We start from the raw sequence: 20,355 nt of genomic DNA, 5'->3' as shown, positions 1-20,355 counted from the left end.
TGTCACGGCGCCACCGCCAGGTGGCGACAAACGCTCGTCAGGCTCAGGCCTGGTGCTTCAGGATGTAGTCAGCGGCGTCGCCGACCGTCTTGAGGTTCTTGACGTCCTCGTCCGGGATCTTCACGTCGAAGCGCTCTTCGGCGGCGACGACGACCTCGACCATGGACAGCGAGTCGACGTCCAGGTCGTCGGTGAAGGACTTGCCGATCTCGACGTCCTCGACCGGGATGCCGGCAATCTCGTTGACGATCTCCGCGAGACCTTCGACGATCTCTTCCTGGGTGGCGGCCATGTGGCGCTCCTTCTCTAGCTAACTGGGGTGAAACAGGGCTGGATACGGATCCGGAGCCCTAGGGGAGGGTAACGACCGTCGCGGCGTAGACGAGCCCCGCCCCGAAGCCGATGACGAGCGCGGTGTCGCCGCTCTTCGCCGCTCCGGTCGCCAGGAGCCGCTCCATGGCGAGCGGGATCGAGGCGGCCGACGTGTTGCCGGTGGTCTCCACGTCACGGGCGACCGTGACGTGCTCCGGCAGCTTGAGAGTCTTCACCATCGAGTCGATGATCCGCATGTTCGCCTGGTGCGGGATGAAGACGTCCAGGTCCTCGGCGGTGATCCCGGCCGCGTCCAGCGCCTGCTGGGCCACCTTGGCCATCTCGAACACGGCCCAGCGGAAGACCGCCTGGCCCTCCTGCGTGATGGCCGGGAACTTCTGTGCGCTGTCCGTGCTGCGGAACTCGTCCCACGGCACGGTCTGCTTGATCGTCTCGGACTTGTCGCCCTCCGAACCCCACACGGTGGGGCCTATGGCCGGCTCGTCCGAGGGACCCACGATCACGGCGCCCGCGCCGTCACCGAACAGGAAGGCCGTCGCGCGGTCCTCCAGGTCGGTCAGGTCCGACAGCCGCTCCACGCCGATGACGAGGACGTACTGGGCCGAGCCCTCGATGACCAGGCCTTTGGCCAGCGTCAGGCCGTAGCCGAAGCCGGCGCAGCCCGCGGAGATGTCGAACGCGGCGGGCTTGACAGCGCCGATCCGGTGGGCGATCTCGGTCGCGACGGCAGGCGTCTGCTTGAAGTGCGAGACCGTCGAGACGATCACGGCGCCGATCTGCTCGGGCGAGATGCCGGCATCGGCCAGCGCCTTGCCGGAGGCCTCCACCGACATCGCGGCGACGGTCTCCTGGGGCGAGGCCCAGTGCCGGGTCGCGATGCCGGAGCGGGAGCGGATCCACTCGTCGGACGAGTCGATCGTCTCCAGGATGACCTCGTTGGAGACCACGCGGGTCGGCCGGTAGCCGCCGACGCCGAGAATACGGGCGTACGGGGAGCCCTTGGCAGGCTTGATCTTCGACATGCTGTGTGGGCTCCTTCTCTCAGGCCGCGTGCTCGGCGAGGAGCGCGGCGGCCTTTTCGAGATCGTCCGGCGTCTTCAGGGCCACGGTCGGAACGCCCTTCAGCGCGCGCTTGGCCAGACCCGTCAGCGTGCCACCCGGGCTGAGCTCGATGATCCCGGTGACGCCCAACGCGCCGAACGTCTCCATGCACAGGTCCCAGCGGACCGGGTTGGCGACCTGGCCGACCAGGCGGGCGACGACGTCGGCGCCCGTGGCGACGACGTGGCCGTCCTTGTTCGAGACGTACTTCAGCTCCGGGTCGGCCGGGGCGAGGGCCTGCGCGGCCTTCTCCAGCGTGGCGACCGCGGGAGCCATGTGGTGCGTGTGGAAGGCGCCCGCGACCTTGAGGGCGACGACCTTCATGGAGCCCTCGGGCTTCTCGGCGACCAGGGCCTCGATCTGCTCCATCGTGCCCGCGGCGACGATCTGGCCCGCCCCGTTGATGTTGGCCGGGGTCAGACCCAGCTTCTCCAGGTGCGCGACGACGACCTGCTGGTCGCCCCCGAGCACCGCGGCCATGCCCGTCTCGGTGACGGCAGAGGCCTCGGCCATGGCCAGACCGCGGGTCCGTACGAACGACAGCGCGTCCGCGTCGGACAGCACACCGGCGTAGGCGGCGGCCGTGATCTCGCCGACGCTGTGGCCCGCGACGGCACCGAAGGCCGCGCGGGAGCCTGCGCCGAGCGCGGAAGCGGAGAGCAGACCGGCGGCCACCAGCAGCGGCTGGGCCACCGCCGTGTCGCGGATCTCGTCCGCGTCGGCCTTCGTGCCGTAGTGGGCAAGGTCGAGCCCGATGGCGTCCGACCAGGCGGCGACGCGGTCAGCGGCACCGGGGAGGTCGAGCCAGGGAGTCAGGAAGCCGGGCGTCTGTGCGCCTTGGCCGGGAGCGACGAGTACGAGCACCCTCACACTCTCTCTTGTGGATGGTCCCTGCCGCCCGTGGGGACAGGGACCAAGAACCGTCGGGGTAATTGTTGATGTCCGACAAAAGTCTAGGACTGCGGATCGCCGTCGGCCAGACGCCCGAGGATCAAGGCGATCCGCAGCGTGAACGCCGAGCGGACATCGGACGGTGACCAACCGGTGACGTCGGTCACACGTCGGAGCCGGTAGCGCACCGTGTTCGGGTGTACGAACAGCATCCGGGCGGCCCCTTCCAGACTGCTCGCCTGCTCCAGATACACGCTCAGCGTCTCCAGCAACGCCGACCCCGCCTCTTCCAGCGGTCTGTAGATCTCCTCCACCAGCTGCTCCCGCGCGGAGGGATCCGAGGCGATCGCGCGCTCGGGCAGGAGATCGTCCGCCAGCACCGGCCGGGGAGCGTCCTGCCAGGCCGTGCACGCCTTCAGCCCGGCCGCCGCGGCCTGCGCGGACTTGGTCGCGTTCAGCAGATCGGGAACCACCGGACCGGCCACCACCGGACCCGCCGCGAACGGTCCGATCAGCGACTTCGCCACCTGGATCGGGTTGTCGCTGCCGCCGGCGATCACCACCAGCCGGTCGCCCAGCACACCCGTCAGCACTTGGAGCTTGTGGTGCCGGGCCGCGCGCCGGATCGCCTCGACCGTCAGCTCGCTGTCGCCCTCCGGCGCCGTGCCGAGCACCACGCACACGTGCTCCGGCGAGTTCCACCCGAGTGCGGCGGCCCGCGACAGCGCGCCCTCGTCGGCCTCCCCCGACAGCACCGCGTTCACCACGAGGGACTCCAGCCGGGCGTCCCACGCCCCGCGCGCCTCGGCGGCCTGCGCGTACACCTGGGCGGTCGCGAACGCGATCTCCCGGGCGTACACCAGCAGCGCCTCGCGCAGGATCGACTCGTCGCCCGGCGCCGCGACCTCCTCGATCGCGGTCTCCATGACCTCGATGGTCGTACGGACCATCTCCACGGTCTGGCGCAGGGTGATCGCGCGGGTCAGCTCGCGCGGAGCCGTCCCGAAGACGTCCGTCGAGATCGCCTGCGGGGTCTCCGGGTGCCGGAACCACTCCGTGAACGCGGCGATACCGGCCTGCGCGACCAGGCCGATCCAGGACCGGTTCTCCGGGGGCATCGCCCGGTACCACGGCAGGGTCTCGTCCATGCGGGCGATCGCGTTGGCGGCGAGCCGGCCGGAGGACTTCTCCAGGCGGCGCAGCGTCGCGGCGTGCGGGTGGGCGGGAGCGGGATGCGCGGGGGAATGCTCACGTTCGGGTTGGGGCACGGGACAAGACTGCCTTATCGGGACGGCGGCGCGGAGTCCGGTCCCGCGGCGGCCGTCCGCCGGGGGGCTACGGTGGCACTCATGATTGACGTACGCCGCGGGACCGACCGGTACGGGGGCGGGGATCCGGACACCGGGATCACCACCTTGCACGCCTTCTCCTTCGGCGGGTTCTACGACCCGGAGAACCTGCGCTTCGGCCCGGTCCTCGCCTGCAACGAGGAGACGCTCGCCCCGGGCGCCGGCTTCGACGAGCATCCGCACAGCCACACCGAGATCGTGACCTGGGTCGTCGAGGGCGAGCTCACGCACAAGGGCAGCACCGGCGAGAGCACCCTGGTCCGGCCCGGCGACGTGCAGCACCTCGCCGCCGGCTCCGGGGCCCGGCACATCGAGCGCAACGACGGCGCGGTTCCGCTGCGCTTCGTGCAGATGTGGCTCGCGCCGTCCGCACCCGGCGGGGAGCCCTCGTACACGCTCGTCCCGCAGCTCGCCGAGGGCACCCCGTACGAGGTCCCCGCGGCCGGCGCCGTCCTGCACGTCCGCAGGCCCGGGGCGGGCGAGCGGGTCGCCGTACCCGCGGCGGAGCGGGTCTACCTGCACGTGGTGCGCGGGGACCTGCGCCTGGACGGGGAGGAGCTGGGACCCGGGGACGCGGCCCGGATCACCGGCGAACAGGGCCTGGAGCTCTTCGCCGGTTCCCCGGGGGAACTGCTGATCTGGGAGCTGCCCTAAGAGCTGTCCTGGCCGCCGCGGCCACCCCGCCCGGCGACGTGCGGGTCAGCGGCCGGCGAGCTCGGCGAGGACCGCGTCGGTGAACGGGGGCCAGGCCTCCACGGCCCACGGGCCGAACGGGCGGTCGGCCAGGGCCACGCACGCGGCGCGGGCGTCCGGGTCCACCCACAGGAAGGTGCCGGCCTGCCCGAAGTGGCCGAAGGTGCGGGGCGAGGACGAGGCGCCCGTCCAGTGCGGGGCCTTGCCGTCGCGGATCTCCAGGCCGAGCCCCCAGTCGTTGGGGGACTGGATCCCGTACCCGGGAAGCACGCCCTTGAGGCCCGGGTGCACGACGGAGGTGGCCTCCGCGACCGTGCGCACGTCGAGCAGCCGCGGCGCCTGGAGCTCCGCGGCGAACCGGACAAGGTCGGACACGGTCGAGACGCCGTCCTTGGCGGGCGAGCCCTCCAGCGTCGTCGACGTCATGCCCAGCGGCTCGAACACCGCCTGGTGCACGTACTCCGCGAAGGGAATGCCGGTGGCCTTGGTGATGTGGTCGCCGAGCACCTCGAAGCCCGCGTTCGAGTACAGCCGGCGGGTCCCGGGCGCGGCCATCGCACGGTGTTCGTCGAAGGCCAGGCCACTGGTGTGCGCGAGCAGGTGACGGACCGTCGAGCCCTCGGGCCCGGCCGGTTCGTCCAGCTCGACCGCCCCCTCCTCGTACGCGACGAGCGCGGCGTACGCGGCGAGCGGCTTGGTGACCGAGGCCAGCGCGAAGCGGTGGTCGACGGGGCCGTGGGAGCCGGCCAGGCTCCCGTCGGCGTGCACGACGGCCGCCGCAGCGGTCGGTACCGGCCAGTTTTCGACGGTTCGCAGACTGTGCAGGGTTTCCACGCTCTCCATGTGGCCGAGCCTACTTGCTTGGAGTGCACTCCAGGGTTTTAGCGTGGTCGCCATGAGCCTGACGCAGACGCGGTACACGATCAGCGAGGTCGAGGCCCGGACCGGTCTGACCCAGCACACCTTGCGCTGGTACGAACGGATCGGCCTGATGCCGCACGTGGACCGCTCGCACTCGGGACAGCGCCGGTTCAGCGACCAGGACCTCCACTGGCTCGCCTTCGTGGGCAAGCTGCGCGCCACGGGGATGTCGGTGGCCGACATGGTCCGCTACGCCGAACTCGTGCGCGAGGGCGAGCACACCGTGGACCAGCGCCGCGAACTGCTGGAACAGACGCGGCGCGAGGTCCGCGCGCGGATCTCTGAACTGACCGACGCGCTCGCCGTACTGGACTTCAAGATCGACATGTATGCCATGGGAACGACCGCGGGGAAGGCGACACAGCAATGACGCAGAACACCACCATCGAGCAGGTCGAACTCGGCAAGGGGGGCCCGCTGGTCGGCGTCCAGGGCCTCGGCTGCATGGGCATGAGCGAGTTCTACGGCGAGACCGACGAGGCCCGCGCCCGCGACACCCTGGAAGCGGCCCTGGCCGCCGGGGTCACCCTCTTCGACACCGCGGACACCTACGGGCGCGGCGCCAACGAGGAGTTCCTCGCGCCGTTCGTGGCCGAGCGCCGCGACGAGATCACCCTCGCCACCAAGTTCGGCATCGCGCGCAGCGACGACCCGCAGTACCGGGGCATCCGCAACGACCGCGCGTACATCCGCCAGGCCGTCGAGGACAGCCTGCGGCGGCTCGGGACCGATGTGATCGACCTCTACTACATGCACCGGCGCGACCCGGCCGTGCCGTTCGCCGAGTCGGTGGGCACGATGGCCGAGCTGGTGCAGGAGGGCAAGGTGCGCCACCTGGGGCTCAGCGAGGTCACCGGCGCCGAGCTGCGCGAGGCCTACGCGGTGCACCCGATCGCGGCGCTCCAGTCGGAGTGGTCGCTGTTCAGCCGGGACGTGGAGCGCAGCGCGGTGGGCGCGGCGGCGGAGCTGGGCGTGGCCTTCGTGCCGTACTCCCCGCTCGGACGCGGCTTCCTGACCGGCGCGTTCGCGGACGCGGCGGCCGACCTGTCGGCGGCGGACTTCCGCCGCTTCCAGCCCCGGTTCACCGGCGACAACGCCAAGGCCAACGCGGCGCTGCTGGCGCCGGTGCGGGAGATCGCGGAGGCGCACGGTGCAAGCCCGGCGCAGATCGCGCTCGCCTGGGTGCACCAGCAGGCGCAGGTGCACGGGCTGACGGTGGTCCCGATCCCGGGCACCCGCAAGCCCGGCCGTCTCGCGGAGAACACCGCGGCGACCCGGATCACCCTGACGCCCGCGGAGCTGGCCCTGCTGGAGCCGATCGCCGGCCAGGTCGCCGGCGACCGCTACCCGGACATGACCTGGACGTCCGCGGCCCGCGAGGACTGAGCCGGCCATCCGCGGCCCGCGAGGACGGTGCCGGCCGGTCCGTACGGATCCACCGCCGTCGGGGTGCCGGCGTCCCCCGGCGGCGGGGCCGGGGCCCGGCCCGGCCGCTCAGGTCAGGCGCCGGCGGTGAAGCGGTCGCGCAGCGCCGTGTACTCGGCGTCGGTCAAAAGGCCCGCGCCGTGCAGCTCGCTCAGGTGGTGCAGGCGCTCGTCGGTGCGCGCCGCGGGGACCGAGGCCACCGGGGTGCGGCCGCGCAGGGCGGCGAGGACGGCCGCGGCGAAGGGCAGCGACTCGTGCACCGACCCGTACCCGAGGCCGAAGACCGCGGACGCGAGGTCGTGGTCGGGCCGCGGGTCGGCGGTGGCGTCCCTGCGCAGCAGCCGCAGATGGCCGCCGGGGCCCTCGGGCGTGCGCCACTCGACTCCGGTCAGCCCGGACAGCGGGCAACGCTGGTCGCCGGCCTTCCACTTGGTGCTCGTGGCGCCGGTGCGCGACCAGTGGAAGGTGACGGCCGAGCCGTCGAACCCCAGGCGTGCGTCGTACGCCTTCAGCTGCAGCGGCGGCTCCGGGACCTGGACGAGGAATCGTTCCGCCGGTTCGTCCCGACCGGGGCCCAGCCGGGCCCGTACGGCGTCCGCGAACTCGGCCGCCTGCCCGGCCCGGCCGCCCGGCAGCACCAGCCGGTACGGGTCGCAGGCCTCGCGCAGCTGCCCGGCCGCGACCTCCATCAGCGGATCCGCGCCCGTCCGCGGCACGGCGTGCAGGACCACCGCGTCCCGTCTCCCCCCGGACCCGGTCGCGTTCACGGTCACCCCCGACAACGCCTCGAAGGGGATCCGCCGCACCCCGAGGGCGTGCCAGAGACGTGGCGTTCGCATCCCCCGTGCGAAGCGGATGACCACCGAGTCCGTGTCGAACTCCCAGACGGCATGGTTTCCGGCCAGTACGTCACCCATGCGGCACATGGTAAAGGGACGCACCCCCGTGCGTCCCCCTTGATGCCGAGCCCGTTTTCCGAGGCTCTACACGTGTCAGTCCCCGTCTGTCCCGGAAATTCCGCGGCGGCACGCAGCATCGCCCGTTGCACACACAACGGAACCGAACGCGCCTGTTCCGATTTTGGCGAAGTTGTCCAGGGATCCGGTGCCTGGCTCGAAATAGCCGGTGTGGAGCTTCGCCCCGGCCGAGGACAACAGCCGCGACCCGAACTCCGGCGACACCGGATCCGCCCCGTGGCCGACCCCGCCGACCTCCAGGTGCGGTACGTCCGCGATCCAGTCCCCGGCGTCCCGCGTGGCCCACACCCGGGCCGACGTGTGCAGGCCCGCCACCGACTCCGCGCGCATTCCCGGGCTGCCGGCCACCACCACGTCGGTCACCCGCTGCGGCAGCGCGTGCGCGGCGACCCCGCACACCACCGACCCGTAGCTGTGGCAGAACAGCGCCACGTCCGCATCGCCCGGCAGCGCCGCCGTCAGGGCCTCCAGCCGGACCGCGCCGTCGACCGCCATCCGGCCCGTGGCCGCGTCCATGCCGACCCCGGTGGGCGCGGTGTAGCCCGCCCAGGCGATGACGGCGGTGCGGCTGCCGGGAGCCTGCGCGCGCTGGGCCTCGTACAACGACTGCGCCATCCCGACGGGGGCGGTCAGCCGGCGCGTGGTGCGCTCGAAGGTGAGTACGTCGGTGTCGACGCCGGGGACGACCACCGAGATCCGCTCAGCGCGGTCCAGGTCGCCGAACACCTCGGCCACGCGCCCGTTGCCGGTCGGGTCGAACGCGAGGATCTGGCGGCCGGGTTCGGCCAGGGAGGCGAAGCGGTGGGCCCGCCGGCCGGCCGTGGCGCGGTCGGCCGGGGTCAGGCTGACGTCCCGGCTGCGGGCGTCCTCCACCCGCTCGGCCTGCTCCAGGCCGCGCAGGTTGGCCCGGTAGCGCAGCGCGGCGGGCGCCCCGTCGAGGTTGCCGACGACCAGCGGGTGCCCCTCGGCCAGCCGGGCCCGCTGGGCTCCGTCCAGACCGGCGAAGAACCGGGCCACCGTCCGCACGGAGGCGTCGGCGGCCGGCAGCGGCCGGCCGTCCATCCGGGCCGCGGCCCAGGAGGCGAGGGCGGCGGTCCGCAGCGAGGTGCCCGCGTCGGGGCGGTGCACCGCGGTCCAGCCGGTGGTCGCCAGCATGATGAAGACCACCGCGAGCGCGAGCAGGGTGCGCAGGGCGGCGGGGCGCGGGTCGGCGCCGACGGGGGAGTGGGCGAGGCCGGGCAGGTTCACTGGGACCAGCGTAGGAGACCGGATCCGGCCACGGTGCCCGGGGTGACCGGGTTCACGGCCGACCGTGGGACCCGGTACGGGCGTTCAGCGCCAGTCCGCGGCCAGCGCGGGGCCGATCTGGTCAAGGCACGCCTCCGTCATCCGCCGGATCGAGGCCACGCTGGCGTCCTCTCCCTGCCCCCACAGCCGGCCGGTGACCCTCATCACCCCGGAGAACGCGGCGACCGCCACCCGGGGCCGCGGGTCCGCGTCCACGTCCAGTCCCTCGCGCTCGGCGATCAGGCGGGCGATCCGCTCCTCCAGCTCGGTGGAGCGGCGCAGGTGCACCGCGAGCAGCGCCGGGGTCGACTCGATGAGCTGGTAGGTCCGCATGTAGAGGTCGACCGGGACCACGTCGGACAGGGCCTCGTCGAGGGTGTCCCAGGCGCCGAGCACCGCGCCCCGCAGGGCTTGGAGCGGTCCCTCGGCCGGCGGCCGCGCGCCCAGCGCGGCGAGGAAGTGCGTCTCGACCAGGTCCTGGACGGCGAAGGCGACCTCCTCCTTGTTGGCGAAGTACCGGAAGAAGGTGCGCTGGGAGACGTCCACGGCATCGGCGATCTCGTCGACGGTCGTGTGCTCGTACCCCTGCGCGACGAAGAGGAGCAGGGCGGCGCGCAGCAGCGCGTCCCGGGTGCGCCGCTTCTTGCGCTCGCGCAGTCCGGGCGCGGGCGCCGGCCGCTCGTCGGTCCTCACAGAGGGGTGTCCTTTCCGCATGATCCGCAGGCCGAATCTGACGCTGAGTGAGCGGACAGGGTACCTGTGACCGAGCTGACAGCCGCTGCCTCGTTAACCCGTTTGTGAAGTGTCAGTCGCTGTCACTAGCCTGTCCGCATGACGAGTCAGATCACCACCGACGACCGGGGCGAACAGGTGCCCGTCAAGGAGACCGGCCCCGGGCCGGACCGGTCCGGGCTGCGCGGACACCCCTGGCTGACCCTCTTCGCCGTGGCGATCGGCGTCATGATGGTCACCCTGGACGGCACGATCGTCGCCGTCGCCAACCCCGCGATCCAGCAGCACCTCGACGCCTCGCTCGCCGACGTCCAGTGGATCACCAACGGCTACCTGCTCGCCCTCGCCGTCTCGCTGATCACCGCGGGCAAGCTCGGCGACCGCTTCGGGCACCGCCAGACCTTCCTCATAGGCATCGCCGGCTTCGCCGCCGCCTCCGCCGCCATCGGCCTCTCCTCCGGCGTCCAGTACGTGATCGCCTTCCGCGTGGCACAGGGCCTGTTCGGCGCCCTGCTGATGCCCGCCGCGCTGGGCCTGCTGCGCGCCACCTTCCCCGCCGAGAAGCTCAACATGGCCATCGGCATCTGGGGCATGGTCATCGGCGCCTCGACCGCCGCCGGGCCCATCGTGGGCGGCCTGCTCGTGGAGAACGTCAACTGGCAGTCCGTCTTCTTCATCAACCTGCCCGTCGGCATCATCGCCCTGGCCTTCGGCCTGTTCATCCTGGTCGACCACCGGGCCGAGAACGCCCCCAAGTCCTTCGACGCCGTCGGCATCCTGCTGCTGTCGGCCGCGATGTTCTCGCTGATCTGGGCGCTGATCAAGGCCTCGGAATGGGGCTGGGGCGACACCCGGACCATCCTGTTCCTGATCGCCTCCGTCGTCTGCTTCGTGCTCTTCGCCGTCTGGGAGTCGAAGGTCGCCGAACCGCTGATCCCGCTCGGCATGTTCCGCTCGGTGCCGCTGTCCGCGGGCACCGTGCTGATGGTCCTGATGGCCTTCGCCTTCATGGGCGGCCTGTTCTTCGTCACCTTCTACCTGCAGAACGTGCACGGCATGAGCCCCGTCGACAGCGGCCTGCACCTGCTGCCCCTGACCGGCATGATGATCATCGGCTCGCCGCTGGCCGGCGCCGCCATCACCGCAGTCGGCCCGCGGATCCCGCTGGTCACCGGCATGGTCGCGACCGCCGTCGCCTGCTTCGGAATGTCGGCGCTGACCCCGGGCACCGGCACCCTGGAGATGTCGCTCTGGTTCGCCCTCCTCGGTGTCGGCCTCGCGCCCGTCATGGTCGGCGCCACCGAGGTCATCGTCGGCAACGCCCCGCTGGAGCTCTCCGGCGTGGCCGGCGGGCTCCAGCAGGCCGCCATGCAGGTCGGCGGCAGCCTCGGGACCGCGGTCCTCGGCGCGGTCATGGCCACCACCGTCGGCAACTCGTTCGGGGACAACTGGGAGCAGGCGAAGCTGCCCCCGCTCACCCCGGAGCAGCTGGACCTCGCCGAGAAGGGCGTCCAGGTCGGCATCGCCCCGGTCCCGCCGCAGGCCCCGGCCCCGGTCGCCGAGGCGATCACCAAGGTCGCGCACGACACGTTCGTGTCCGGCATGAGCACCGCCTTCACCGTCGCCGGCTGCGTCGCGGTGCTCGCCGCGGTCGTCGCCTGCTTCACCAAGCGCGGCGAGAACGCCGCCGCGGGGGCGGGCGCGGCCCACGTCTGAGTTCGCCCCCGGGCGTCAACCCCGTACGCACGAAGGCCCCGCCGGACGGTTCCGGCGGGGCCGTCGCCTATCCGGGTGGACCCGCCCCAGACCCCTTCCGCCGGGCCGTCCTCGCAGGTCAGCGTGGTGTCCGAGGCGCCCCGGAACCGGTCCGGACGCCCTGGTCCACAAGGAGTTGACCTGTCATGCGTACGAGTTCACCCGCACGGTCCACCACCTTCCTCGCCACGGCCCTCCTGGCGCTCGCCGCGCTCATCCCGAGCACGGCGACCGCCGCACACGCCGCCGGAGCTCCGCCGGGCAAGGCCCCCGTCTGCGCCACCGGGCAGCTGTGCCTGTGGGCGAAGCCGGAGTTCAAGGGCACCCGGCAGGCCCACGAGCTGAGCACCATCGACATCAACAGCTGTACGGCGCTGCCCGCCGGGACCAGCGCCCAGTCGCTGATCAACCGCATCGGGCGGCCGGTGACCACCTACCAGTCGGCCGAGTGCCAGGAGACCGGAGAGTTCCAGACCTACCCCGGCGACGGGGTCTGGCTGCCCGAATCGCCCTATCTGATCCGGGCCTTCAAGGTGTGGGAGCGCTAGCGGCTCCCGCAGCCGGGGCCGTTCCGGGCACCAGGGCCGGTACGCCGGCCCCCGCGCCCGGAGCGGTTTCCGCGCCCGGGGTCACTTCCGCGCCCGGGTCGGCTCCCGGAGCCGAGGCGGCTCCCGCTTCCGGGGCGGGGGCGGCGGCTCCCGCCTCCGGGGCGGCCGCCCGGGCTTCGGGGGCCACCGCCGGCGTCCCGCCCAGGCGCCCGATCTCGGCGCGCAGCGCCCGTACCTCCGCGGACAGTTCGGCGATCGCGGCGGTCTGCGCCCGCTCCACCTGGTCGTCCAGCTCGAAACGGGAGATGAACCAAGCCGCGATGTTGGCGGTCACCACACCCAGCAGCGCGATCCCCGACAGCATCAGCCCCACGGCGATGATCCGGCCGAGCCCGGTGGTGGGCGAGTGGTCGCCGTACCCGACCGTCGTCATCGTGGTGAAGCTCCACCACACGGCGTCGCCCAGGTTCCTGATGTTCCCCCCGGGGGCGTCCCGCTCCACGCTCAGCACGGCGAGGGAGCCGAACATCAGCAGCCCGACCACCGCCCCCGCCACGTACGTGGTCAGCCGGATCTGCGGGGCCATCCGGGCCCGCCGGCCCACCAGCAGCAGCGTGGACACCAGCCGCAGCAGCCGCAGCGGCTGGAACATCGGCAGCAGCACCGCGCCCAGGTCCAGCCAGTGCGTGCGCACGAACGCCCTCTTCGCCGTCGACAGGCCCAGCCGCATCAGGTAATCCGCGGCGAACGCCCCCCACACCACCCATTCGGTGACCGTGCACGCCCGGTGCACCCGCGTGTTCGCGTCGGGCACGACGATCGGCACGGCGTAGGCGACGGCGAAGGCCACGGCGAGCACGAGCAGCGGGGTCTGGCTCCGCCGCTCCCACCGCAGCTGGCGGGAGGGTTCCTTCATACGGATCATCGTAAGGAACAGGCAAAGCGGAACGGGTCGGCGCAGTGCCGCAGCGGCCGGGGCAACGGCGGGGGGGGGGGGGGGGCGCCCCCCCCCCCCCCCCCCCCCCCCCCCCCCCCCCCCTCGGGTGTCCGGGGTGTGCGGGCCTCAGAAGTCCCAGTTGTCGTCGAGCTCGTCGTGGACCTTCGCCTTCTTCCTCTTGGCCTGTTCGGGGGCCTGCGCAGCGCGCTCGGACGCCTCGTCCCGGGCGCCCTGCCGGCCCGTCCTCGCCTTGTCCTTGAGCTCGTTCGCCTTGTCCTGGAACTGGTCCTTGATGCCCATGCTGTTCACTCCTGGAGGGGTGTAGGGGACGGGGCTCGACCAGATTTGCACGACCGGACAAAGCTCGCATTTCGATCAGTGACGCTCCGTGTCCCGTGCCCGTTCCTTCTCGTCGGCGGCCCCTCCGGCCCCCACCAGTCCGCGGGAGACGTGCGACAGCCTGGGCTCGAAGCGCGCCATCTCCCGCCGTCCGACGGTCGCGATGATCCCGGGCAGGTAGCCGCGCACCCCCTGCATCCCGCGCAGCCACCACTGCGCGTACACGTGTGGCGAGCGCCGCTCGATCCCGGCGACGATCCGGTCCACGGCCGGGCCCAGCGGGTACGTGCGGTTCGACGGCCAGGGCAGTCTCTGGCGCAGCTCCCGCATCACCTCGTCCTGGTCGGCGCCGCGCACCATGTCGGTGTCGGTCCAGGAGAGGTAGCCGACGCCCACCCTGACGCCCTTGTGACCGACTTCGGCGCGCAGGCAGTGCGCGAAGGCCTCGACGCCGGACTTGGAGGCGCAGTACGCGCTCATCATCGGGGCGGGCGTGATCGCGGCGAGCGAGGCGATCTGGAGGAAGTAGCCGCGGCTCTCGGCCAGTACGGGGAGGAAGGCGCGCGCGGTGACGGCCCCGCCGATCAGGTTGACCTCGATCACCCGGCGCCATGCGTCGGGGTCGGAGCCGGCGAACGGCCCGCCGGCGGCCACGCCCGCGTTGGCGACGACGATGTCGACCTTGCCGAAGCGCTGCTTGACCTCCTCGGCGACACGGGCCATGGCCTCGTGGTCGGTGACGTCGGCGTGCCAGTGGTCGCTGTCGGTGTGCAGCCGCTCGGAGACCTCCTTGAGGGCCTGCGGCTCCAGGCCCACCAAGGCCACCTTCGCGCCGCGCGCGGACAGCTTGCGGGCGAGGAGTTCGCCTACCCCGCGTGCGGCCCCGGTGATGACGGCGACCTGGCCTTCCAGACTCCTGCTCGCGCTCACGGCGTCTTCTCCTTCAGGTCCTCGAGGAAGTGGGTGGTCAGCTCGCGCACGGCGTTCGTGACGGCCTCGGGCGCCTCGATCGGGGTCATGTGCCCCATGCCGGTCAGCTCGGTCAGTCCCACGCAGTGCGGCAGCGCGGCGGCGAGCCCCCGGGCGTGCGCGATCGGGGTGAGCCGGTCGTTCCTGCCGCCGATGACGGCGGTGGGCACGGTCAGCGCCGCGAGGTCCGCCTCCAGGTCCAGCGAGGCGAGCACCTCGGACCAGGCGTGCCGGACACCGGTGGGGCAGCCGTGCACGATGCGGGCGCAGGCCTCGACCTTGTCGGGCGCGGATCCGGGGCCCATCGTCGCGTACTTCAGCACCCGCTTGGCGACCGGCGTGACGGGCCCGAGCGGCGCGCGCGCACCGAGTACCGCGCCGGTGATACGGGTCCTCGCGCGCCCGGGGCGCAGCGGCACGACCAGCGCCTGCGCGACCAGCCGGGCGCTGCCGGTGCTGCACAGCAGCGCCGCGGCGGCGTGCTCGGCGAACTCCGGCCGCCCTCCCGCGGCCATGATCGTCATTCCGCCCATGGAGTGCCCGGCGACGACCGCGCGTTCGCCCGGGGCCAGGGTGGACCGCAGGACGGCGACCAGGTCGTCGGCGAGGGCGGTGGTGTCGTAACGGGAGGCTGCAGGGCTGCGGCCGTGCCCGCGCTGGTCGTAGGCGATGACCCGGTGGTCCCGGGCGAGCTCGCGGATCTGCGCGGCCCAGAAGGCGGTGGAGCAGGTCCAGCCGTGGGCCAGCACCACGGCCGGGGCGTTCTCGTCCCCGTGCTCCTCCACGTGCAGGCGGGCGCCGTCGGCGGAGACCGCCACCAGCTCCCGCCGGGCGGCGGGCGGGGCGTACCGCCCGGAGGTGACGTACGCGGTCCGGCTCACGCGGCGTCCCCCTCGGCGGTGGCGATGGCACCCTTGCCCGCACCGGCCGTGCCCGCACCGGCCGTGCCCGCACCGGCCGTGCCCGCACCGGCCGTGCCTGCACCGGCCTTGCCCGCGGCCTTCGCCGCGGCCCCCGCGCCCTGGACGGGGACCCGCTCGCGGTCGCCCTCCCGCAGGCGGACCACCTCGTACTCGGAGAGGTCCACGCTCCGCGTCTCCTTGCGGAACTCGCCGGTGGTGCCCGGCCAGACCGTCGTGTTGCGGCCCTGCGCGTCGAGGTACCAGCTGGTGCAGCCGCCGGTGTTCCACACCGTCCGCTCCATGCGGGTCTGGACCTGCCGGTTCCACCGGTTCACGGCGGAGGGCCGGGCCGAGAGCGCGACGCGCCCGCCCAGGACGCTCAGCTGGCGCAGGTAGTCCGCCATGTAGTTCAGCTGCGACTCGATCATCAGGATCATCGAGCTGTTGCCGAGTCCGGTGTTCGGACCGATGATCGTCATCCAGTTCGGGAAGCCGGCCGCGGTCGCCCCGCGCAGCGACTGCATCCCGTCCTTCCAGTGGTCGGCGAGGGTCCGGCCCTCCTCGCCCACCACCCGGTCCGCGATCGGCATGTCCGTGACGTGGAAGCCGGTGCCGAAGACGATCGCGTCGACCTCGGTCTCCGTCCCGTCGGCGGCGACCAGCACCGAGCCGCGGATCTCCGCGAGCCCGGAGGCGACCACATCCACGTTCGGCCGGGCGAGCGCCGGGTAGTAGTCGCTGGAGAGCAGGATCCGCTTGCAGCCGATCCGGTACGAGGGCGTCAGCTTGGCCAGCAGGGCCGGATCCTTGATCGAGCGGGCCATGTTGGCCTTGGCCAGCGATTCGATGAGCCCGAGCTGGTTCGGCCGCTTGGTGAACGCGCTGACCTGGAGCTCCCGGATCCCCCAGAGCAGCCCGCGCCGGGCCGCCCGGGTGAACGGCAGCTGACGGTGCAGCCAGCGCTCCGCGCCGCTGATGGCGCGGTCGGTGCGCGGCATCACCCACGGCGGGGTCCGCTGGAACAGCGTGAGCCGCTCCACGTCGGGCGCGATGGCCGGGACGATCTGGATGGCCGAGGCGCCGGTGCCGATCATGGCGACTCGCTTGCCGCGCAGGTCGTAGTCGTGGTCCCAGCGCGCGGAGTGGAAGACCTTGCCGGGGAACTCGGCGAGCCCGGGAATCTGCGGCGTCTTCGGGTCGGACAGCGGTCCGGTGGCCGAGACCACCACGTCGGCCGTGAGGTCCCCGGTCGCGGTCGCGATCTCCCACCTCAGCCGGTCGGCGTCCCAGCGCGCCGTCCTGACCTCGGAGTTCAGCCGGATGTGCGGGCGCAGCCCGAAGGTGTCGGCGACGTGCTCCAGGTACGCGCGGATGGCCGGCTGCCCGGAGAACGTCCGCGGCCAGTCGGGGTTGGGCGCGAACGAGAACGAATACAGATGGGAGGGGACGTCGCAGGCGCAGCCGGGGTAGCTGTTGTCGCGCCAGGTCCCGCCGACGGAGTCGGCCCGTTCCAGTACGACGAAGTCCGTGATCCCCTCGCGGCGCAGCCGCACGGCCGCGCCCAGCCCGCCGAAACCGGACCCGATCACCGCCACTCGTACGTGCTCGCGCTCGCCCATGCCACCACTCATGCCCGCCGCCCTCCGCAGTCCAGCCAAGCCAAGCCCGTCACAACCACAACCACAACCACGCTCAAAGCTGCCAGCAATCACTGGCACAATCGGGAGGGTAGAGCAGCTCCGTACTCATGGGTAGAGGTCGCGGCCGGAAAGTTACTGCCGGTACGCCATAGGCTGCGCGTGTGGCAGACACGGGAGCGGGGATGACAGTGCGCGAATACCGTACGGAGGAACTGGCCGAGGCGGCCGGCATCCCCGTCCGCACCCTGCGCTTCTACCGCGAGCGCAAGCTCCTGCCGCCGCCGCGCCGCGAAGGCCGGATCGCCTGGTACGACGACCACCACCTGGCCCGGCTGCGCACCATCGCCGCCCTGCTCGAACGCGGTCACACCCTCGGCGGCATCGCCGAGCTGACCGCGGCCTTCGAGAACGGGCGCGACGTCGGCCAGCTCGGCGAACTGCTCGGCATCGGCTGGTCCGAGGAGACCCCCGTGCGCCTGACGCCGGAGGCGCTCGCCGACTACTTCGAGGGCGAGGTCACCCCGGAGAACCTGGCGGCCTCCCTCGACCTCGGCTACCTCGCCACCGACGGCGACGAGATCGTGCACGTCAGCCGCCGGCTGCTCGACGTCTCCTCGGCACTGGTCCGCGAGGGGGTCCCGCTCTCGGCCGTGCTGGAGACGGGCCGCCGGGTCCGCGAGCACGCGGACGCCATGGCGGCCCTGTTCACGGAGCTGATCTCCGCGCACCTGACGGAGGAGGCCCTGCCGCGGCTGCGCCCCCTCGCCAAGAGCGTGGTCGAGGCCGAGCTCGGCATGGCCATGGACCGCCTCCTGGCCTCAGGGGCTCAGGACGCCGACTCGTAGACCACGGTCACGGGCGCGTGGTCGGACCAGCGCTCCGGGTGCGTCCCGGCCCGCTCGACGAACGCCTTGACGGCCCTGGCGGCCAGCCCCGGCGTGGCGACCTGGAGGTCGATGCGCCAGCCGGCGTCGTTGTCGAAGGCCCGCCCGCGGTAGGACCACCAGGAGTAGGGCCCCTCGGTGTCGGGGTGCAGCTCGCGGACCACGTCCACGTACCCGGCCTCCTCGTACACCTTCCCGAGCCACTCCCGCTCCTCGGGCAGGAAGCCGGCGTTCTTGCGGTTGGTCTTCCAGTTCTTGAGGTCGGCTTCACGGTGGCAGATGTTCCAGTCGCCGCACACGACGACCTCCCGGCCCTCACCCGCGGCGCGCGCCCTCAGCCCGACGAGGTAGGGGAGGAACTCCGCCATGAAGCGGTACTTCTCGTCCTGCCTCTCGGTCCCGGCCTCCCCGGACGGCAGGTACAGGCTGGCGACGGTGACACCCGGAAGATCCACCTCCAGGTAGCGCCCGGCGGCGTCGAACTCGTCGCTCCCGAACCCCACCTGCACCCGCTCGGGCGCACGGCGCGTGTACAGCGCGACCCCGGCCCGCCCCTTGGCGGCGGCCGGCGCGAACACCGTGTGCCAGCCCTGGGGCGTGCGCACCTCGTCCGGAATCTGGCCCTCCTCGGCCCGCACCTCCTGGAGGCAGACCACATCGGCATCCGACCCGGCCAGCCACGGGGAGAACCCCTTCTTGGCCGCGGCGCGGATCCCATTCACATTCACGGAGGTCACGGTGAGCATCCCCGCACCATAACGGGAGCCTTCCGTACGATGTCCCGATGTCTCACGGGATACAGCTCCGCGTCATGCCCTACGACCACCCGGACGCGGTCGAACTCAACGACCGGGTCCAGCTCGAGTACCAGGCGCGCTACGGCGGTGAGGGGGATGTCACATTCCTCGACCCGGCGATGTTCGCCCCGCCGAACGGCCTGTACCTGCTGGCGTACGACGCCTCGGGCACGCCGGTCGCCAGCGGCGGCTGGCGCAGCCAGGACGAGAACGACGAGGGCTACTCGGACGGCGACGCCGAGCTCAAGCGCATGTACGTGGTCCCCGAGGCCCGCGGGCTGGGCTTGGCCCGCCGCATCCTGGCCGCACTGGAGGCCGACGCCCGCGCGGCCGGCCGCACCCGCATGGCCCTGGAGACGGGGGACCAGCAGCCGGAGGCCATAGCCCTCTACCTCTCGTCGGGCTACACCCCGGCGGCGAAGTTCGGCCACTACCGCACGTACGAGTCCAGCCGCTGCATGGCCAAACCGCTCAAGCCGTAGCGCACCCCGCTCCGCGCCCTACCGCGGGTGCGGGAGCCACTGCGCCCGGTCCGTCCCCCACCGCGACGGGCCCCGCCGCCAGTCCCCGAACGGCAGCGGAGACGCCGCGTACCGCAGCGCCCCGTACCCCGAATCCGTCTCCCTCAGCCACGGCGCGGCCGCGTACCCCGCCCCGGCGGGCGGCGGCGCGGCTGCCGGCCCGGCCCGCGGCACGTCCCGTACGAGCCACGACGCCGTCCCCGCCAGCGAGAACCGCAGCGACCGCCCGCCCCCGCAGGCCAGCGCCCTCAGCACGCCCGCGGCGACCAGGTACCCGGTCCCGTGGTCCAGCGCCTGCGCCGGCAGCACGCCGGGGACCCCTCCGTCGCCGTACGCCGCGGCCAGCCCGTAGCGCGCCTGCACCAGCGAGTCGAACCCGCGCCGCGGCGCCCACGGCCCGCTCCACCCCCATGCGCACAGCTGCGCCACCACCAGCCCCGGCCGGCGCTCCAGCAGCTCGTCCGCCCCGAGCCCGTACCGTTCCAGCGCCCCCGGCCGGTACCCGCTCACCACCACGTCGGCCCCGGCCAGCAGCCGCTCGAAGACGGCCCGGTCCGCCGGGTCCGCCAGGTCCAGCAGCGCCGACCGCTTCCCGAACCCGGTGTCCGCGTACGCGTCGTCCGACTCCGGCAGCCGCGGCGGATCGATCCGCAGCACGTCCGCCCCCAGCAGCCCGAGCGTGCGCGTCGCGACCGGTCCCGCGATGACCCGGGTCAGGTCCAGCACCCGCACCCCGGCGGCCGGCAGCGCCCCCGGCCCGAGCTCCCGCCCGGCGCCCCCGGACGCCCGCACCTCCACCAGCGGCTGCGGATCCCCGTACGCCTGCGCCACGGCGACGGCCAGCCCGCCCCCCGCGTACACCGCCTCCTGCACCTCGGCGGCCGTGCGCCGCGCCACGGCGTCCCGCAGCTCCGCGGGGCTCGCGGAGCGCAGCCCCAACGCCCTTACCAGGGCGGCCCGGTGGTGCGGGTAGTTGGCGTGCGTACGCACCCAGCCGTCCGCCGCCCGCCAGAACCCCGACAGCGGGGCGAAGTTCACCGGCTCGCGCCCCTGCACCCGCAGGTGCCGCTCGCTGACGAACGCGGTGGCCACCGCCCCCTCGTCCACCACGAGCGGCTCCACCGCCTCCGCAGGGCGCCCGGCCCGTACGGCAGCCAGCTCGGCGGCGGCCAGCGCGCACACCCCGACGGTGGCCCGCGCCAGCTCCCGTACGGGCAGCGGCCCCTCCCCCAGGCCGCTCGCGCCCCGGTAGGCCACCCGGCCCGGCGGCCCGTCCGGCCCGTCCGGCCCGCCGAGCGCACCCCACGCCTGCCGCGTCCCACCGTCGACGACCGTCATGGGCCCATTCTCCGCA

Annotated in this window: 22 protein-coding genes; 7 read left to right on the top strand and 15 right to left on the bottom strand. The window is 73.0% G+C overall.

The window, feature by feature from the left end; all coding sequences use genetic code 11:
• Positions 1–43: 43 nt before the first annotated feature.
• The 4 genes from ACIPK4_RS01800 to ACIPK4_RS01785 all read right to left on the bottom strand — a co-directional run bounded on the left by ACIPK4_RS01800 (position 44) and on the right by ACIPK4_RS01785 (position 3,593).
• On the bottom strand, positions 44–292 hold the full coding sequence (locus ACIPK4_RS01800) for an acyl carrier protein (RefSeq protein WP_030227178.1): 249 nt from the start codon (positions 290–292) through the stop codon (positions 44–46).
• A 58-nt stretch (positions 293–350) separates the two neighbouring features.
• Positions 351–1,355, bottom strand: a complete 1,005-nt coding sequence (locus ACIPK4_RS01795) for a ketoacyl-ACP synthase III (RefSeq protein WP_054222909.1) — start codon at positions 1,353–1,355, stop codon at positions 351–353.
• A 19-nt stretch (positions 1,356–1,374) separates the two neighbouring features.
• Positions 1,375–2,298 carry an ACP S-malonyltransferase gene (locus ACIPK4_RS01790; RefSeq protein ID WP_402308505.1) on the bottom strand — a complete coding sequence of 308 codons (924 nt, stop codon included), beginning with the start codon at positions 2,296–2,298 and terminating at the stop codon, positions 1,375–1,377.
• An 89-nt stretch (positions 2,299–2,387) separates the two neighbouring features.
• A complete protein-coding gene (locus ACIPK4_RS01785; RefSeq protein WP_054222911.1) occupies positions 2,388–3,593 on the bottom strand; it encodes a CdaR family transcriptional regulator in 1,206 nt (401 codons plus the stop codon).
• Positions 3,594–3,674: 81 nt separating this feature from the next.
• Here ACIPK4_RS01785 and ACIPK4_RS01780 point away from each other — a divergent pair, with 81 nt between their 5' ends.
• A complete protein-coding gene (locus tag ACIPK4_RS01780) occupies positions 3,675–4,328 on the top strand; it encodes a pirin family protein (protein WP_402308502.1) in 654 nt (217 codons plus the stop codon).
• 45 nt (positions 4,329–4,373) lie between these two features.
• On the opposite strand, the gene ACIPK4_RS01775 is transcribed toward ACIPK4_RS01780, so the two are convergent.
• The gene (locus ACIPK4_RS01775) at positions 4,374–5,210 is read right to left on the bottom strand and encodes a serine hydrolase domain-containing protein (protein WP_402308499.1); all 837 of its coding nucleotides are present in this window, start codon (positions 5,208–5,210) and stop codon (positions 4,374–4,376) included.
• Between the two features lie 52 nt (positions 5,211–5,262).
• Here ACIPK4_RS01775 and ACIPK4_RS01770 point away from each other — a divergent pair, with 52 nt between their 5' ends.
• Complete coding sequence (locus ACIPK4_RS01770) at positions 5,263–5,658, top strand: MerR family transcriptional regulator (protein WP_376194247.1); 396 nt, start codon at positions 5,263–5,265, stop codon at positions 5,656–5,658.
• The gene (locus tag ACIPK4_RS01765) at positions 5,655–6,674 is read left to right on the top strand and encodes an aldo/keto reductase (RefSeq protein ID WP_402308496.1); all 1,020 of its coding nucleotides are present in this window, start codon (positions 5,655–5,657) and stop codon (positions 6,672–6,674) included. The genes ACIPK4_RS01770 and ACIPK4_RS01765 overlap by 4 nt, the downstream gene beginning before the upstream one ends.
• A gap of 113 nt (positions 6,675–6,787) precedes the next feature.
• On the opposite strand, the gene ACIPK4_RS01760 is transcribed toward ACIPK4_RS01765, so the two are convergent.
• From ACIPK4_RS01760 to ACIPK4_RS01750, 3 genes are all read right to left on the bottom strand, one after another.
• Complete coding sequence (locus ACIPK4_RS01760; RefSeq protein ID WP_402309061.1) at positions 6,788–7,639, bottom strand: DUF4429 domain-containing protein; 852 nt, start codon at positions 7,637–7,639, stop codon at positions 6,788–6,790.
• 66 nt (positions 7,640–7,705) lie between these two features.
• Positions 7,706–8,845, bottom strand: coding sequence for an alpha/beta hydrolase (locus ACIPK4_RS01755; RefSeq protein ID WP_402309060.1), 1,140 nt, complete (start codon positions 8,843–8,845; stop codon positions 7,706–7,708).
• Positions 8,846–9,022: 177 nt separating this feature from the next.
• Entirely contained in the window at positions 9,023–9,691 is a 669-nt protein-coding gene (locus tag ACIPK4_RS01750) for a TetR family transcriptional regulator (RefSeq protein ID WP_054222916.1), read from the bottom strand.
• A gap of 117 nt (positions 9,692–9,808) precedes the next feature.
• Between ACIPK4_RS01750 and ACIPK4_RS01745 the strand changes: the two genes are divergently transcribed.
• On the top strand, positions 9,809–11,425 hold the full coding sequence (locus tag ACIPK4_RS01745) for an MFS transporter (RefSeq protein WP_054222917.1): 1,617 nt from the start codon (positions 9,809–9,811) through the stop codon (positions 11,423–11,425).
• A gap of 185 nt (positions 11,426–11,610) precedes the next feature.
• Positions 11,611–12,012, top strand: coding sequence for a peptidase inhibitor family I36 protein (locus tag ACIPK4_RS01740; RefSeq protein ID WP_402308493.1), 402 nt, complete (start codon positions 11,611–11,613; stop codon positions 12,010–12,012).
• On the opposite strand, the gene ACIPK4_RS01735 is transcribed toward ACIPK4_RS01740, so the two are convergent.
• The 5 genes from ACIPK4_RS01735 to ACIPK4_RS01715 all read right to left on the bottom strand — a co-directional run bounded on the left by ACIPK4_RS01735 (position 11,993) and on the right by ACIPK4_RS01715 (position 16,778).
• The gene (locus ACIPK4_RS01735) at positions 11,993–12,928 is read right to left on the bottom strand and encodes a potassium channel family protein (RefSeq protein ID WP_402308491.1); all 936 of its coding nucleotides are present in this window, start codon (positions 12,926–12,928) and stop codon (positions 11,993–11,995) included. The genes ACIPK4_RS01740 and ACIPK4_RS01735 overlap by 20 nt on opposite strands.
• Before the next feature lie 147 nt (positions 12,929–13,075).
• Positions 13,076–13,249, bottom strand: coding sequence for a hypothetical protein (locus ACIPK4_RS01730; protein ID WP_402308489.1), 174 nt, complete (start codon positions 13,247–13,249; stop codon positions 13,076–13,078).
• 75 nt (positions 13,250–13,324) lie between these two features.
• Positions 13,325–14,218: an SDR family oxidoreductase gene (locus ACIPK4_RS01725; RefSeq protein WP_402308487.1), complete on the bottom strand. Its 894-nt coding sequence runs from the start codon at positions 14,216–14,218 to the stop codon at positions 13,325–13,327.
• Positions 14,215–15,138, bottom strand: coding sequence for an alpha/beta fold hydrolase (locus ACIPK4_RS01720; protein ID WP_402308485.1), 924 nt, complete (start codon positions 15,136–15,138; stop codon positions 14,215–14,217). Before ACIPK4_RS01720 ends, ACIPK4_RS01725 begins: the two co-directional genes overlap by 4 nt.
• A complete protein-coding gene (locus ACIPK4_RS01715) occupies positions 15,135–16,778 on the bottom strand; it encodes a flavin-containing monooxygenase (RefSeq protein ID WP_402309059.1) in 1,644 nt (547 codons plus the stop codon). Before ACIPK4_RS01715 ends, ACIPK4_RS01720 begins: the two co-directional genes overlap by 4 nt.
• A 203-nt stretch (positions 16,779–16,981) precedes the next feature.
• Here ACIPK4_RS01715 and ACIPK4_RS01710 point away from each other — a divergent pair, with 203 nt between their 5' ends.
• Positions 16,982–17,644, top strand: coding sequence for a MerR family transcriptional regulator (locus tag ACIPK4_RS01710; RefSeq protein ID WP_054226661.1), 663 nt, complete (start codon positions 16,982–16,984; stop codon positions 17,642–17,644).
• On the opposite strand, the gene ACIPK4_RS01705 is transcribed toward ACIPK4_RS01710, so the two are convergent.
• A complete protein-coding gene (locus ACIPK4_RS01705) occupies positions 17,626–18,429 on the bottom strand; it encodes an exodeoxyribonuclease III (protein ID WP_402308482.1) in 804 nt (267 codons plus the stop codon). The two genes, ACIPK4_RS01710 and ACIPK4_RS01705, sit on opposite strands and share 19 nt — an antisense overlap.
• 38 nt (positions 18,430–18,467) lie before the next feature.
• Between ACIPK4_RS01705 and ACIPK4_RS01700 the strand changes: the two genes are divergently transcribed.
• Positions 18,468–18,962, top strand: a complete 495-nt coding sequence (locus tag ACIPK4_RS01700; protein ID WP_402308480.1) for a GNAT family N-acetyltransferase — start codon at positions 18,468–18,470, stop codon at positions 18,960–18,962.
• A gap of 18 nt (positions 18,963–18,980) precedes the next feature.
• Here the strand turns inward: ACIPK4_RS01700 and ACIPK4_RS01695 are convergent, their stop codons facing one another.
• Entirely contained in the window at positions 18,981–20,339 is a 1,359-nt protein-coding gene (locus ACIPK4_RS01695; protein ID WP_402308478.1) for a CoA transferase, read from the bottom strand.
• Between the last annotated feature and the right edge of the window lie 16 nt (positions 20,340–20,355).

The sequence above is a fragment of the Streptomyces sp. NPDC086989 genome, from assembly GCF_044745505.1.
Taxonomy (GTDB): Bacteria; Actinomycetota; Actinomycetes; order Streptomycetales; family Streptomycetaceae; genus Streptomyces.
This window is presented reverse-complemented; position numbering and strand designations above follow the sequence as displayed.

Excerpts from the sequence above, each read along its gene's own strand:
- ACIPK4_RS01800 (WP_030227178.1), bottom strand. The coding sequence starts at position 292 with ATGGCCGCCACCCAGGAAGAGATCGTCGAAGGTCTCGCGGAGATCGTC.
- ACIPK4_RS01795 (WP_054222909.1), bottom strand. The coding sequence starts at position 1,355 with ATGTCGAAGATCAAGCCTGCCAAGGGCTCCCCGTACGCCCGTATTCTC.
- ACIPK4_RS01780 (WP_402308502.1), top strand. The coding sequence starts at position 3,675 with ATGATTGACGTACGCCGCGGGACCGACCGGTACGGGGGCGGGGATCCG.
- ACIPK4_RS01775 (WP_402308499.1), bottom strand. The coding sequence starts at position 5,210 with ATGGAGAGCGTGGAAACCCTGCACAGTCTGCGAACCGTCGAAAACTGG.
- ACIPK4_RS01770 (WP_376194247.1), top strand. The coding sequence starts at position 5,263 with ATGAGCCTGACGCAGACGCGGTACACGATCAGCGAGGTCGAGGCCCGG.
- ACIPK4_RS01765 (WP_402308496.1), top strand. The coding sequence starts at position 5,655 with ATGACGCAGAACACCACCATCGAGCAGGTCGAACTCGGCAAGGGGGGC.
- ACIPK4_RS01760 (WP_402309061.1), bottom strand. The coding sequence starts at position 7,639 with ATGTGCCGCATGGGTGACGTACTGGCCGGAAACCATGCCGTCTGGGAG.
- ACIPK4_RS01755 (WP_402309060.1), bottom strand. The coding sequence starts at position 8,845 with ATGCTGGCGACCACCGGCTGGACCGCGGTGCACCGCCCCGACGCGGGC.
- ACIPK4_RS01750 (WP_054222916.1), bottom strand. The coding sequence starts at position 9,691 with ATGCGGAAAGGACACCCCTCTGTGAGGACCGACGAGCGGCCGGCGCCC.
- ACIPK4_RS01745 (WP_054222917.1), top strand. The coding sequence starts at position 9,809 with ATGACGAGTCAGATCACCACCGACGACCGGGGCGAACAGGTGCCCGTC.
- ACIPK4_RS01740 (WP_402308493.1), top strand. The coding sequence starts at position 11,611 with ATGCGTACGAGTTCACCCGCACGGTCCACCACCTTCCTCGCCACGGCC.
- ACIPK4_RS01735 (WP_402308491.1), bottom strand. The coding sequence starts at position 12,928 with ATGAAGGAACCCTCCCGCCAGCTGCGGTGGGAGCGGCGGAGCCAGACC.
- ACIPK4_RS01730 (WP_402308489.1), bottom strand. The coding sequence starts at position 13,249 with ATGGGCATCAAGGACCAGTTCCAGGACAAGGCGAACGAGCTCAAGGAC.
- ACIPK4_RS01715 (WP_402309059.1), bottom strand. The coding sequence starts at position 16,778 with ATGGGCGAGCGCGAGCACGTACGAGTGGCGGTGATCGGGTCCGGTTTC.
- ACIPK4_RS01710 (WP_054226661.1), top strand. The coding sequence starts at position 16,982 with ATGACAGTGCGCGAATACCGTACGGAGGAACTGGCCGAGGCGGCCGGC.
- ACIPK4_RS01705 (WP_402308482.1), bottom strand. The coding sequence starts at position 18,429 with ATGCTCACCGTGACCTCCGTGAATGTGAATGGGATCCGCGCCGCGGCC.
- ACIPK4_RS01700 (WP_402308480.1), top strand. The coding sequence starts at position 18,468 with ATGTCTCACGGGATACAGCTCCGCGTCATGCCCTACGACCACCCGGAC.
- ACIPK4_RS01695 (WP_402308478.1), bottom strand. The coding sequence starts at position 20,339 with ATGACGGTCGTCGACGGTGGGACGCGGCAGGCGTGGGGTGCGCTCGGC.